The 12947-nt window shown below is 68.7% G+C and carries 9 protein-coding genes; 4 read left to right on the top strand and 5 right to left on the bottom strand.

The window, feature by feature from the left end; translation table 11 throughout:
* Nucleotides 1–18 precede the first annotated feature (18 nt).
* Together ML540_RS09340 and ML540_RS09335 are read left to right on the top strand one after the other, a co-directional pair.
* Entirely contained in the window at nt 19–675 is a 657-nt protein-coding gene (locus tag ML540_RS09340; RefSeq protein ID WP_243360214.1) for a CBS and ACT domain-containing protein, read from the top strand.
* Nucleotides 676–731: 56 nt separating this feature from the next.
* Nucleotides 732–2189, top strand: coding sequence for an NAD-dependent succinate-semialdehyde dehydrogenase (locus tag ML540_RS09335; protein WP_243360213.1), 1458 nt, complete (start codon nt 732–734; stop codon nt 2187–2189).
* Between the two features lie 175 nt (nt 2190–2364).
* Here the strand turns inward: ML540_RS09335 and ML540_RS09330 are convergent, their stop codons facing one another.
* Complete coding sequence (locus tag ML540_RS09330) at nt 2365–2586, bottom strand: alkylphosphonate utilization protein (protein ID WP_243360212.1); 222 nt, start codon at nt 2584–2586, stop codon at nt 2365–2367.
* Nucleotides 2587–2788: 202 nt separating this feature from the next.
* On the opposite strand from ML540_RS09330, the gene ML540_RS09325 reads away from it, so the two are divergent.
* Nucleotides 2789–3946, top strand: a complete 1158-nt coding sequence (locus tag ML540_RS09325) for a DVU_1551 family NTP transferase (RefSeq protein ID WP_243360211.1) — start codon at nt 2789–2791, stop codon at nt 3944–3946.
* Nucleotides 3943–4653 carry a metallophosphoesterase gene (locus tag ML540_RS09320; protein WP_243360210.1) on the top strand — a complete coding sequence of 237 codons (711 nt, stop codon included), beginning with the start codon at nt 3943–3945 and terminating at the stop codon, nt 4651–4653. The genes ML540_RS09325 and ML540_RS09320 overlap by 4 nt, the downstream gene beginning before the upstream one ends.
* 114 nt (nt 4654–4767) lie before the next feature.
* Here the strand turns inward: ML540_RS09320 and ML540_RS17815 are convergent, their stop codons facing one another.
* The 4 genes from ML540_RS17815 to ML540_RS09295 form a co-directional block, all read right to left on the bottom strand.
* Nucleotides 4768–7365 (bottom strand): PEP/pyruvate-binding domain-containing protein, encoded by a 2598-nt coding sequence (locus tag ML540_RS17815; RefSeq protein WP_279343337.1) that lies wholly within the window; start codon nt 7363–7365, stop codon nt 4768–4770.
* Complete coding sequence (locus ML540_RS09305; RefSeq protein WP_243360209.1) at nt 7365–9824, bottom strand: PEP-utilizing enzyme; 2460 nt, start codon at nt 9822–9824, stop codon at nt 7365–7367. The genes ML540_RS17815 and ML540_RS09305 overlap by 1 nt, the downstream gene beginning before the upstream one ends.
* Before the next feature lie 128 nt (nt 9825–9952).
* Nucleotides 9953–10381 (bottom strand): response regulator, encoded by a 429-nt coding sequence (locus ML540_RS09300; protein ID WP_243360208.1) that lies wholly within the window; start codon nt 10379–10381, stop codon nt 9953–9955.
* Complete coding sequence (locus ML540_RS09295) at nt 10378–12942, bottom strand: PEP/pyruvate-binding domain-containing protein (RefSeq protein ID WP_243360207.1); 2565 nt, start codon at nt 12940–12942, stop codon at nt 10378–10380. Before ML540_RS09295 ends, ML540_RS09300 begins: the two co-directional genes overlap by 4 nt.
* Between the last annotated feature and the right edge of the window lie 5 nt (nt 12943–12947).

The following is a 12947-nucleotide window of genomic DNA, read 5'->3' as shown; positions in this document are numbered from 1 at the left end:
CATCAAAAGGAGCGATATATGCTTGTAGGCGACTGGATGCTGAAAAACGTCACCACCGTGACCGAGGACGTCTCCATGGTCAAAGCCGGGCGCATCATGCAGCAGCGCGGCGTCCCCCGCCTGCCCGTGGTGAATCCCGAGGGCCACCTCACCGGCATCGTCAGCGAGCGCGACATCAAGGCCGCCTCGCCCTCCAAGGCCACGTCGCTGGACATCTACGAGATGACGAACCTGCTCTCCGAGATCAAGGTGCGCGACATCATGACCAAGGATCCCTTGCGCATCCGGCCCGGCGACACCGTGGAGCGCGCCGCGGCCATCATGCGCGACAACCAGGTGGGGGGCCTGCCTGTTGTGGACAAGGAGGACCGCGTGGTGGGAATCATCGCCGACACGGACGTCTTCCGGCTCTTCACCATGATCAGCGGCGTGGACCAGGGCGGCGTCCAGATGGCCGCCGTGCTGCCCGTGGAGAAGGGGCACCTCAAGCAGCTCATCGACGACATCCGGGGGCAAGACGCCAAGATCATAAGCATATTCTCCCACCTGGACCAGGCCGACGAGTCCAAGCGCAACGTGTACATCCGCCTGCGCACCATGACCGAGGCCGAGGAGTATCGCCTCAAGGACTATGTACGAGCCAGGCACCAGCTGCTCTACTGGGTCAAGGATTAGACGGGACGCGGGCCGTCCGCCCCTCTTCCCGACGGTTAATACTAAGGAGTGCGCACATGCGACCAGACGATTTCATACTCTGGAAAAACCAGTGCTACATCGACGGCAAGTGGATTCCTGCCCTCGACGGCGAAGTGCTGGACGTGACCAACCCGGCCAGCGGCGAGGTGCTTGGTACCGTGCCCAAATGCGGCACCAAGGAGACCTCGCTGGCCATCTCGGCGGCGGCGCGGTCCATGGCCGCCTGGAAGCTGCTCACCCCGGCCGAACGGGGTGAATACCTGCATAGGCTCCATGCCCTCATCAGGGAGAATCTGGACGAGCTGGCGGCCATCCTCACCCTGGAGCAGGGCAAGCCCCTGGCCGAGTCCAAGGGCGAGATCATGCAGGGGGCGTCCTACTTCCCCTGGTACGCGGGCGAAGCCAGGCGAGCCTATGGCCGCCTCATCCCCGCACCCGGGCCCGGCAGGCGGCCCCTGACCATGCTCCAGCCCGTGGGCGTTACGGGCATCATCACCCCCTGGAACTTCCCCTTCGCCATGATCCCTCGCAAGGCCGCCCCGGCCCTTGCCGCCGGATGTTCCGTGGTGATCAAGCCCGCTTCCCAGACCCCCTACTCCGCCCTGGCCATGGCCGCCCTGGCCCAGGAAGCCGGCATCCCGGCGGGCGTGTTCAACGTCATCACCGGCGACTCGTCCAAGATCGGGGCGGAGCTCACCGGCGACCCGCGCGTGCGCAAGCTCTCCTTCACCGGGTCCACCGCCGTGGGCAAGAAGCTCATGGCCCAGTGCGCCGGGACCGTGAAGCGCCTGTCGCTGGAGCTCGGGGGCAACGCGCCCTTCATCGTGTTCGACGACGCCGACCTGGACCGCGCCGTGGACGGGGCGGTCATCTCCAAGTTCCGCAACTCCGGCCAGACCTGCATCTGCGCCAACCGCATCCTGGTGCAGAAAGGCATCCTCGACGCCTTCACCGCAAAGCTCGCCGCCAAAGTGGAGGCCCTCAGGGTGGGAAGCGGCCTGGACGCGGGCGTCACCCAGGGGCCGCTCATCGACGAATCCGCCGTGAAGCACGTGGAGGCCCTGGTGGCGGAGGCGGTGGACAAGGGCGCGCGCATCATGGTCGGCGGAAAGCGACACGCCCTGGGCGGCCTCTTCTACGAGCCCACGGTACTCGGCTCCGTGACTCCCTCCATGCGGGTCTTCCGCGAGGAGATCTTCGGCCCGGTGGCGCCCATCGTCCCCTTCTCCTCGGAAAAGGAAGCCATCGCCCTGGCCAACGACACAGAGGTGGGACTGGCCTCCTACATGTTCACCAACGACCTGGGGCGCACCTGGCGGGTGAGCGAGGCTTTGGAATACGGCATGGTGGGGGTCAACGAGGTCATCCTGGCCATGGCCGAAGCGCCCTTCGGAGGCATCAAGGAAAGCGGCATGGGCCGCGAGGGCGGAAGCGAAGGCATCCTGGACTACATGGACACCAAGTACGTGCTCATGGGGGGGCTCAACGTCTGATTGCGGGAGCACGCCCCCTGGCTGGATGATCGTCCCTGAATCGTTGCGGCGTTGCGGCGGAGCCAGGCGACGAATTATGTCTTACTTGACATATATCATGACGGGCGACACCGCCCCGGCCCGCCCGCCGCCGAAAGCCTCCGGCGGCGGGCGCACGCCCGGTCCATGCGCGGGCTTACGCCTTTTTCAAAAAGCAGGTCTTGAGCACTAGGCCCTTGACCTTGTCGGCGTTGCACTCGATCTCGCCCTCGTTGTCGGTGAGGCGGATGTTCTTGATGAGCGTGCCGCGCTTGAGCGTGACGGATGAGCCTTTCACTTTGAGATCCTTGATGATCGTGACGCTGTCTCCGTCTTTCAGGAGCGTCCCGTTGCTGTCTTTCACCTTGATTTCATCCATGGATTCGGTCCTTTGTTTGTCTCGGGATGGGAAACGGCGCGAAAAGCCCGCCGTCGTGGGCTGTGTAGCCGGGCGCGGGCCACTGCGCAAGCGGTGGTTCCCCCGAAGGGCTGGACATCGGCGCGCAAACGCCTGAAGAGAAGGACGTGAACAACGTGACTGCACTCGTTCAAAAGAGGACGGCGCGGGGAGGCGCGCGACCGTGCGCGTAGCGGCGCTGGTGCCCGCGGCCGGGCTCTCCTCGCGCATGGACGGCTTCAAGCCGCTCCTGCCGCTTCGCGGCTCCACGGTGCTGGGCTGTGTGACGCGCAGCCTGCGCGAGGCGGGCGTGGAAGACATCCTTGCGGTGGCCGGACACAAGGCCGGGGAGGTCTACGCCGAGGCGGCCCGGCTTCAGATCGGCTGCGTGGTCAACCGCGAGTACGAGCAGGGCATGTTCTCCTCCATCCTGACCGGGATCGCGGCCCTGCCAGGCGGCGTCGACGCCGTATTGGTGCTGCCGGTGGACATCCCCCTGGTGCGCCCCCAGACCATCCGTTCCCTCCTCGACCGGTTCGGAGACCGGCCCATCGCCTACCCCACCTTTCTCGGGGAGCGCGGCCATCCTCCGCTCATCCGGTCGGACTGCCTGCCGTTCATCTCCTCCTGGAAGGAAGACGGCGGCCTGCGCGCTACGCTTTCGGAACTGGAGAAACGCCTGGGGGCGGACGAGACGCCCGTGGCCGACGCCAACATCCTCTTCGACCTGGACACGCCGCAGAACTACCGCGAAGCCCTGCGCCGGGTGCGCCGCAGGGGCCGCCCCACCCCCGGCGAGGCCCAGGCGCTGCTCGAGATACATTGCGTGAACGAACGCGGCCTGGCTCACGCCCACGCCGTGGCCCGCATCGCCCTGGCCCTGGCCACGGCCTTGAACGAGGCGCGCGGCTGGCCCCTGGACATGGACCTGACCCAGGCGGCGGCGCTCCTGCACGACATCGCCAAGAAGCGCAAGAACCACGAGGCCGAGGGCGGGCGCATCCTGGACGCGGCGGGCTTCCCGGACGCGGCGCGCATCGTGGAGGCCCACCGGGACCTCTCAATCCCGGACATCGCCCCCATCACCGAACGCGAGGTGGTCTACCTGGCGGACAAGCTGGTCTGCTGCGACAGCCCGGTGAGCGTGCACAGGCGCTTCCAGGAAAAGCTCGACCGTTTCGGACACGACCCCGAGGCGTTCACGGCCATCAGCGGCCGGCGGGACAGGGCGCTGGCCATGCTCGCGCGCGTAGAGCGCGAATCCGGCCTTGGCATCAAGGCCATCTTGGAACGGGCCGGGCTGTATCATCCTCCGGGCGAGCCCAGCGAAGCGGGCGCATGACCGGCCGTGAACCCGCCACGCAAGGCGACACGTCCATGCACGTTCCGTTGAATACCGGGCGCATCTTCGCCATCGGCGACATCCACGGCCAGTCCGGCGAGCTGGACGCTCTGCTCGCGCGCCTGGACGCCCTGGACCCCGCCGCCGGGCTCGTCTTCATGGGGGACTACATCGACCGGGGCGGGCACACGCGGGAGGTGATCGAGAGGCTTCTCGCGATTCGCCGCACCCGGCCGGACACGGTGTTTCTCATGGGCAACCACGAGGCGGCCCTGCTGCATTTCGCTGCGACGGGGGATCACGAGAGCCTGCGCCTGCTGCGCGCCGTGGGATTCCAGGCCACCCTGGACAGCTACGGGGCAACGGCCGGTTTTCGGGGGCTTGACTTCATGCCGGAAGCCCATGCGGAATTCCTGCACGAACTCTCACCGTGGCATCGGCACGGGAGCTACATCTTCTTCCACGCGCCCATGCCCGCCGGGGCCGCCCCCTCGCAGGCAGACCCGGCCAGGTTGGAAACGATGCTCGGCAATCGGGCGATAGACACGGCGGGCTGGGCGGCAAGCGGCGAAACCCTGGTGTTCGGGCACGTGCCCCTCGAAACTCCGCTCGTGCTCCCAGGGCTCATCGGCATCGACACGGGGGCCGGACGGGGCGGCGTCCTCACGGCGCTGGAACTGCCGGAACTCCGCTTCCACCACGCCTGAGCGCAATCCCCCGGCGCCTCACCCTCAAGCGACACACTCCGCATCGCCCGGTGCGAAGCGATAGAGGATTCCAAAGGAACGAAGTTCCTTTGGCCGCCGGAGGCATCTTCCTCTTTACTCTCCCCCCTTCTCTTCCAACCCCTTCAGCTGATAATCCCCTTCCAGAAACGCCTGGGCAATCCGCGCGGGCATGTCGTCGTCCACCATGGCCGCGTCCAGGAGCCTGCTGAAGCCCAAGAACCGTCCCAGCATCTCCATCTTGGCCCTGATGCTTTCCCTGGACCCCTCCATGAGCACGGCCGTGACCATGTCGCCCTGCCGGTTGGTGTAGAATTCCTCCTGGCGCATGACCATCTCCACGAAGGCAGCCCGGCGTTCGCGCTGGATTCTGGCCGTGCCGCCGCCTTTGAAGCGGAACCGGATGGAATTCTCGCGCGCGTTGGCCCCGCACACGGCGTCGATCATGGCGAAGTGGTAGTCCACGCGGGCATTGAGGTTCAGATAGTCACGGGCCACGAAGGCGTAGTTGGGGTTGCCCACGGGGCGTTCGCTGCGCGCGTCCAGGAGCGAGCGGGACATGAGCCCGCCGACCCCCGGTATGGGCGGCGCGACTCCCCAGCGCAGCCCGGGCACGGCCATGCCCGCGCACAGCGCCTTGAGCGGCTCGCAAAGCACGGCCTCCAGGCCTATTTCGGTGGAGCGCCCGGGCACGAGGCCGCCGCCCATATCGATGATCAGGAAATCGAGGCCGGTTGTGTCCTTGATGCGCCGCACCAGGGCGAAGGCTTCCTCGGCCACGGCGTCTCCGGCCTCGAAAAGGGCGATGACGGCCTTCTCATGGATGAAGCGCACCATGTCGTGCAGGCTCGAGCACTCGAGGATGGAGAAGGTGGGGCCGTAGGCGTCGGTAAGGTTGAGCGGCAGGACGAGGCTGCGCACGGAGGCGGCGGCGTCCGGGGCCTGCGGGGCGGAGCGGCCCGTAACGGCTGAGCGGGCTGAACCGGACGAGGCGTTTCGCCACAGATCGGCGTCGGTTGCGCATACCGCGCCCCGGTCGGCGTCCACCAGCACCCACTGCCCGCTCTCAAGCGCTGTGGTGGCCGTGCCCAGGCCGGTGATCATAGGGATGCCCAGTTCGCGGGACAGGCAGGCCAGGTGGTCCAGGGGGTTGCCCATGTCCACCAGCAGTCCGGCCGCACCCGGCACGAGTGAGGCCGCGTCCACCAGGCTCTGGTGCAGCGTGAGCACCATGGGTCCGGGCACGTGGGCCAGGGCGGCCAGATCCTGCCGGGAGCGGGCGATGGCCACCTGGCCGGCGGCCTTGCCCGGGGACGCCCCGTGCCCGCCCTCCAGGATGACCTGGCCGGACGGTCCGGTATCCGGGCGGACGGTCTGGGAAAGGCGGGCCGGGCGGGCCTGGAGAATCCACAGGGTTCCTCCGGAGTCCACGGCCCATTCGATGTCCTGGGGGCAACCGGCCAGGGCTTCTATGCGCAGGCCGTGGTCGCGCAGCCGGGAGACGTCCTCGAAGGAGAGCACCTGTTCCAGGCTCTGCGAGCCGGGGACATCCTCCAGGCGAAGGCCGCCGTCATGACCCGGGACCTCGCGCACGGTCTTGCCCGCGATCTGAACCGGGGTGTTGTCCGGAGTGGCCGGAAGGAGATCGCGGCTCGGCCGGAAGACGTCCGCCGGGGAACGCCCGGACACGGCCTGGGTGCCGAGCCCATACACGGCCGTGAGCAGCATGCGCCCCGAGGCCGGATCCATGGGGTCGGCGGTGAAGAGCACGCCCGAGGCGCGCGCGTCCACCATGCGCTGGCACAGGACGGCCATGTCCACGGCCTGGAGGGCCATGCCCGCGCGCACCCGGTAGGCCAGGGCGCGGGCCGAGAAGGCGCTGGCCAGGACCTCCTTGAAGGCCTCGATGAAGGCGGCGAAAGACCGCACGTTCAGTACGCTGGCATACTGCCCGGCGAAGGAGTGCACGCCGCCGTCCTCGCCGGAGGCGCTGCTGCGCACGGATATGGCCAGGGGAGCGTCATGGGCCGTGTTCTGCGACAGGTGCTCCCAGGCGGCCGCGAGGTGCGCCGTGAATTCCGGCGAGGGGACCGACGCCTCCACCATGGCCCTGGCCCGTCCGGCCAGGGCGTCCAGGTCCGCGCCGTCGGCGGACGCGTCGCGGGCCAGGGCCTTGAGCCGGTCGTCCAGGCGGGCGTGGCGCAGATAGTCGCGGCAGGCCCGGCGGGTCACGACCACGCCGTCCGGCACGGGCAGGCCCGCGCGGATGAGCGTCCCAAGCGGCTGGGCTTTGCCCCCGGCCTGCTCGCGCTGGTCCGCCGTGACCTCTCGCAGGGGCAGCCAGACGCCGCGCGGCGAGTTCCGGAAGCGATCCAGGGCCTCCTCCAGGGAGCCCTCCAGGATGTCCAGGCGGGAATAGAGCCCGTCGTAGGCGTTCCCGGTCAGGCGGTTCAACCCGTCGGCCAGCTCCAGGACCACGGCGCACAGCTCGGAGAGCCGGGCCTCCAGGCGGGCCTGCTCGTTTTCCACCAGGAGCCTGTCCACGTCGGCCATGGCCTCCAGGGCGCGCTCGTTGTCGGCCAGGAGGATGCGGAACATGTGGTAGCGGGCCTTGATGAAGCGCAGGGCGTCGCCCTTGCGCCGCTCCCGGCTCTCGCGCCAGCGCGCCATGAGCCTCGCGAAAAACCCGGCCATCAGCGCGCCTCCCCGGAGTGGAGGACGTCCAGTCCGCTGGCTTCCAGGAACCTGCGGGTGAAGTGCTCCACATGGACGTCGGAGACGAGCTCCACGTCCAGCTGCCTGGTGTAGGCCGTGAGCGCCCCCAGGAAACGCAGGGTCTCCAGGGCGTCCGGGGCCTCCATGAGCTTTCGCTTGCCCACGACCAGGTCGCCCTTGCGAGTGGCCCTGAAGCCCAGGCGCTCCAGCACGTTCAGGAGCAGCCCTGCGCGGCGCGCCCGGCGCTCGTTGTCGGCGAAGCCTCCGGCGAAGCGGAAATACACGAAGGTGTGCTCGGGGCGCGGCGACACCACCGCGTCCACCACGCTGAAATGGTAGCCCAGGCGCAGGGTGACGTTGGCGTAGTCCCTGGCGGCTATCGCGAGGTTCAGCCCGGCGCTGGCGGGATCGGCGGACAGGGCCTGGGAGGTGCGTCCGATCCCGCCCATGATGTCGCCCAGGGACAGCCGGGCCGGGGCGTCGCGGCGCACGTCCTTCAGCAGGAGCCCCTCCAGGAAGGCGCGTAGGGGCTCGCTTTCGACGTCCGCCAGGGTCACAGGGCCGGAGACGCCCGCGAGACCGCCCCCCACGTCCACGATGCCCAGGGCGAAGGGGGAGTCCTCTTCCAGGCGGCGCGGCTGGCCGAGCCCGTTCTGGCCGGGCGTGCCCATGGACAGGAGCAGGTCCACGGCCTTCTCGTGGGCGAAATGGAGGATGTCGTGGCAGGTGCGGCAATGAGCGGCGTCGAAATCGCGCGATTGCGGGTCCACCAGGTTCAGGGGCCGGATGTGGCGCAGAAGGCGGCGCAGCACGAGGTATTCGGGCTCGGTGCCGGTCTGCGCCCCCTGGAGGGCGGCCTGGCGCAGCAGGGATTCGGCCACGCCCCGGTAGACCGCGCCCTGGTCCGCGTCCACCGTGACCATGGACCCGGCCTCGAGCGCGGCCGCGCCCTTCAAGCCGAACACGGCCGGGACGCGGTTCTCGCGAGCCACGGTGGCCAGGTGGCTGGCCGCGGTGCCCACCTCGGCCAGCAGCGCCCCAAGCCTGGGCACGATGCGCGACAGAGCGGGCGAGGCGGCCCGCGCGACTCCCACCGCGCCCAGGGGCACGGAGTCCGGGAGGGTGTCGTCATCAATGGGGACTACGGGACCGGCCCCCACGCCGCCGCAGGCGATCTGCCCGCCGTCGAGGATGATGTCGCCCTCGTCCGGCAGTTCCAGCTCGTCCTGCCCCTCGGCCCCGATCCACTCCGGATACGGCGTGGTGATGGGCTCGATGGCGGTGATCCGCACTCGCCCACGCGGCGTGAGGACAAATGAAAGCACGCACGGTCCGCCCAAGGCGCGCTCGGCGGCCAGGCCCAGCTCGGCCAGCAGGGCGGTCTGGGCGGGCAAGAGCCACGCCGAGCCGCGCAGCCGCCGCCCCGAGGACACGGACAGGGCGTCGCCGCCAGGTAGGGACGTTCCGGCTTCCTTGGGGGATATCCGGGAGCGCAAGGGGTCATGGGGCGCGCTGCGGGACAGCCAGCAGCGATCCGGCAGTGCGGGCCCAGCCGGGGCGCGGGACGAGAGGAGCATGGACGGAGGAAGATTGGGGTCGAAGGCCAGGGTCTGCAGCGTTCCGATGACCGCGGCTTCAGGCCGGAGGCGGATGCACACGGCCTGGGGCCGGGCGTCCCGGGAAATCCCGGGGCTTCCGGCAAGGCCGCCTGTTCCAGGCGCTCCCGTTCCAGCGGCCGTGCCCGCCTCGCCGGGCGCGTCCGCATCACCGGCGGCGAAGGCCAGAACGGCTTCGCAGGCCGATCCGGGCGAGTCCGCCTGGGCCGTGGCCAGGATTTTTCCAGCCCCTCCGGACCCGGCGTCGACGAGGCTCAGTTCCAGAATCGCCCGTCCCCCAGCGCGGGTGAACAGGTCCCCAACTCCGTGCGCCATCTCGGCCAGTATTTCGTCGCGGGAAGTCCCGGAGAGCCCGGCCATGCCCGTGACCGTCACCGCCAGCCCGTCCGGCGCGGGCAGCCCCATCCGCGCGCCGAGCACTGCCAAGCCCACGTTGCACAGGCCAACCAGGGGCTCCATCTCCCAGCCGATCTCGGAAAAGGGCAGCACGCGCCGTCCGGCCAGCGGCCCCATGCCACCGGACAGGACGTCCTCCAGGGCGTCCTTCACCCGCAGGTAGGCGTCGTACAGGTCCACATAGCCTTCGTCGGCCATGCCGTTCAGATGATAGGCGGTGCGGTGGGTGAGGGAGCAGACGTCGCGCGCGGCGCTTTCCAGGAAGGCCTTGTCGAAAACGTATTCACCGCCAAGGGCGCGGTCCATCTGGGCCATGCGCTCGAGCGCCAGGGTGTTGCACTCCAGGATGCGCTTGAACGTGCGCAGCAGGAACCGGGCGGAACCCGGGCCCGTCGCTTCGTCCTGCCTGCTTCCCGCCTTGCCCATGGCCCTCCCCGGCCTCACTCGGCGCGTCCGAATTTACCGACAACCTCATTCAGGGGATTCCAAAGGGGCCTGCCCTTCGGCCGCCGGAGCCTTCCCTTGCAAAGGCCCCCGCTCCCTTCAGCCTGCTCCTACTTCGCCGTTCCCAGCCCCTTCTCCTTCTCGATGCGCCGGACGCCGTCGAGAATCTCGGCCAGCTTGAAGGGTTTGGCCACGAAGTCGAACACGCCCTTGCGGAAGGATTCCCGGGCGGTCTCCATGGTGGCGAAGCCGGTGATGACGATGACGCCGGTGTCCGGGTACAGGGCCTTGACCTTGCCCAGGAAGGCCAGCCCGTCCAGGCCTTCCATCTTGAGGTCGGTGATGACCACGTCGAAGCGGCGTTGCGTGACGCGCTCCAGGGCTTCGGCGGGGTTGGTGAAAGCCTCCACCTCGTAGCCCGCCTTCTGGAAAAAGGGCCTCAAGCGCTTGCAGACAATGGGCTCGTCGTCGAGCACCAGGATGCTGGTCCTGCCTTTGGCGGCGTCTGCCGCGGCGGCAGGGGAAATGTCGTCGGTCACTCTCGTGCCTCCCTCAATGCACTGATGCGTTGCAGGAATTCCTGGACGTGGCGCTGCCCGGCCTCGTCGGAGTCGAGCATGGCGTCGAGCTGGCGCGTGTAGCCGATCAGCCCGCCCAGCATGAACATCTTGTCGAGCATCGCCCGGGTGGGGTGCTTCTTGACCCGGCCCGTGACCATGTCCCCGGCGGTCTCCACCACGAAATCGAACTGCTCCAGGATGTCAGCCACCAGCGTGGCCCGGCGGGAGCGGCGGGTGAAGTCGGTGACGCCGCCCATGAAGCGGAAGAAGATGACGTTGTCGTTGATGGAACCGCCCAGGTAGGCGTCCACCACGGTGAAATGGTAGCCCAGCCGCAGGTGCAGGTTCAGGTATTCCCGGGAGACCACGGCCAGGTTGCGCCCCATGCGGGTGGGGTGGGACTGGTCGGCGGAGAAGGTGCGGGTGACGCTGGACATGAAGCTGCCCAGGTCCACGGGCACGGGACGGGTCTCCCACATGCCCGCGGCGTTCATGCCGTCCAGGATGGCGCTCAAGGGGCGGCAGCGCACGGCGTCCTCGCCCACCTCGTCGCCCTCGCCCGGCGCAAGCCCGCCGTCCACGTCGATGATGGTCATGCCCAGCGGCAGCTTGGTGGCCAGGCGGCGGGGCGCGCCCTCGGTCAGGTCCTGGTGGGTCTCGGCCAGGGAGATGAGCTTGTCCACGGCGCGCTGGTGCACGTAGCGCGCGATGTCGTGGAAGGTCTTGCAGGACTCGGGGCGGAATTGGTCCGACTTCGGGTCCAGCAGCGTCAGCGGGCTGATGTGGCGCAGCACGCGCTTCAAGGTGCGGTATTCCCAGGACTCCTCGAAGACGTCCTCCTTGGAGAGTTCGTAGCGGCACAGGGCTTCCACGGCCCCGTCGTAGACCACCTTGTGGTCGGCGTCCAAGGTGATCTCCTGGCCCTGGCGCAGCACGCGGGTGGCGTTGCCCGCGCCCACGAGGGTCGGCACCCTGAGCTCCCGGGCGATGGTGGCCATGTGGCCCGTGGCCGAGCCCACGTCGGCGATGATGCCCCGGCACTTGGGCATGATGCGGGCGTAGCGCGGCGAGGAATGACGGGCCACCAGGATGCCCCCGTAGGGGAAGTCCGCGAGGTCCGGGTCGTTGTCCACGATGTGCACCCGGCCCGAGGCCACGCCGCCCATGGCCGTGACCCCCTTGCCGGAGAAGATCACCGGAGCGTCCTTGGCCGCCTCGGCCACGTCCTCGCCCAGGGAGCAGGAGCGCGGCCGGATGGAAAGCGGGCGGGCCTGGAGCACGGTGAGCGTGCCGTCCGGGGTGAAGGCCCACTCCACGTCCAGAGGGCGCTTGAAGAAGCGCTCCAGGTTCATGGCCGTCTCGGCCAGGAGGGCGAGCTGCCCGCGGTCCAGGCAGGCGTTGTCGCGCAGTTCCGCGGGAACGGACTCAGTGCGCGTGCCGCCGGAGGGGTCCAGGCCCAGCCGCGTGGTCTTGGGGCTCACCTCGGAGGAGATGGTCTCGTGGGGTGGCTCGCGGCGCAGGAAATAGGTGTCTGTCTCGGCTGTGCCGTCGACGATGGGCTTGCCCAGGCCCCAGGCGGCGCTCACCACCATGGGCTGGTCATGCTCCTGGAGCGGGGCGTAGGTGTAGAGGCCGCCGCTGGTCCGGGCGTCCACCATGCGCATGACGCCCACGGCCATGGCTGGCTCCTCGCAGGTCGTGTCGTGGTGCATGCGGTAGCGCAGGGCGTCCTCGCAGAAGAGGCTGGCCAGCACCCGGCGGTAGGCGTCCAGGATGTCCGCCGGAGCCACGCCCAGCACGCTCTCGTACATGCCGGCGAAGCTCGATTCGCCGTCCTCGCCCCAGGCGCTGGAACGCACGGCCAGAAGCGCGCCGCCTTCGCCCGCCAGCTTGCGCGCGGCCTGCTCCACGGCCTTGGACAGGCTCCTGGGCAGGGGCATGGACAGGATGGACTGGCGCAGCCGCAGCGACGCCTCCTCCAGGCCCTGGCCCCGGGTGTCGCAGAGGTGCTTGGTGGTCTGGGCGGCCAGCTTGCGCAACCCCGCGCGCTCCATGGCCTCGAAGTAGGCCCCGGCGGTGACGACGAACCCCTCGGGCACGGTGCAGCCCAGGATGTTCCTGATGTCGCCCAGGCTGGCCATCTTGTTGCCGCCCTCGTCGGCCAGGTCGTGGGTCAGCTCGGCCAGGGGCAGGATGTGGTCGGAGCGCGAAAGGGCCCGGCGGCCGGCCAGCTCTTCGCGGATCTGATGCTGTACGCGCTCGAATGCCGTGAACAGGGACACGTTCTTGCGCTGGCACAGAAGGCTCAAATCCGAGACGAGCTTGAAGACCTGGTCGCCGAGCCTCTCGCAGGAGTCGAAGATGTACTGCCGGTCGAAGACGTAGTCGCCCCCGAGCTTGTCGCCCATGTCTCCGATGAGCTCAAGTATCGAGTTGTTGCGCTCCAGGATACTCTTGAATTTCTTGAAGAGCACCGAGAAGGGCACGGGCGGCTTTTTGCGCCACCCGGCGAAGAGGTCCTTGATGCTCGGCAGTTCCATGTGAT

The sequence above is a fragment of the Fundidesulfovibrio terrae genome (assembly GCF_022808915.1).
Lineage (GTDB): Bacteria > Desulfobacterota > Desulfovibrionia > Desulfovibrionales > Desulfovibrionaceae > Fundidesulfovibrio > Fundidesulfovibrio terrae.
The sequence above is the reverse complement of the archived record's forward strand: the minus strand, read 5'-3'. Positions and strand labels throughout refer to the sequence as shown.

Excerpts from the sequence above, each read along its gene's own strand:
- ML540_RS09320 (WP_243360210.1), top strand. The coding sequence starts at position 3,943 with ATGACCGGCCGTGAACCCGCCACGCAAGGCGACACGTCCATGCACGTT.
- ML540_RS09335 (WP_243360213.1), top strand. The coding sequence starts at position 732 with ATGCGACCAGACGATTTCATACTCTGGAAAAACCAGTGCTACATCGAC.
- ML540_RS09340 (WP_243360214.1), top strand. The coding sequence starts at position 19 with ATGCTTGTAGGCGACTGGATGCTGAAAAACGTCACCACCGTGACCGAG.
- ML540_RS09305 (WP_243360209.1), bottom strand. The coding sequence starts at position 9,824 with ATGGGCAAGGCGGGAAGCAGGCAGGACGAAGCGACGGGCCCGGGTTCC.
- ML540_RS09295 (WP_243360207.1), bottom strand. The coding sequence starts at position 12,942 with ATGGAACTGCCGAGCATCAAGGACCTCTTCGCCGGGTGGCGCAAAAAG.
- ML540_RS09330 (WP_243360212.1), bottom strand. The coding sequence starts at position 2,586 with ATGGATGAAATCAAGGTGAAAGACAGCAACGGGACGCTCCTGAAAGAC.
- ML540_RS17815 (WP_279343337.1), bottom strand. The coding sequence starts at position 7,365 with ATGGCCGGGTTTTTCGCGAGGCTCATGGCGCGCTGGCGCGAGAGCCGG.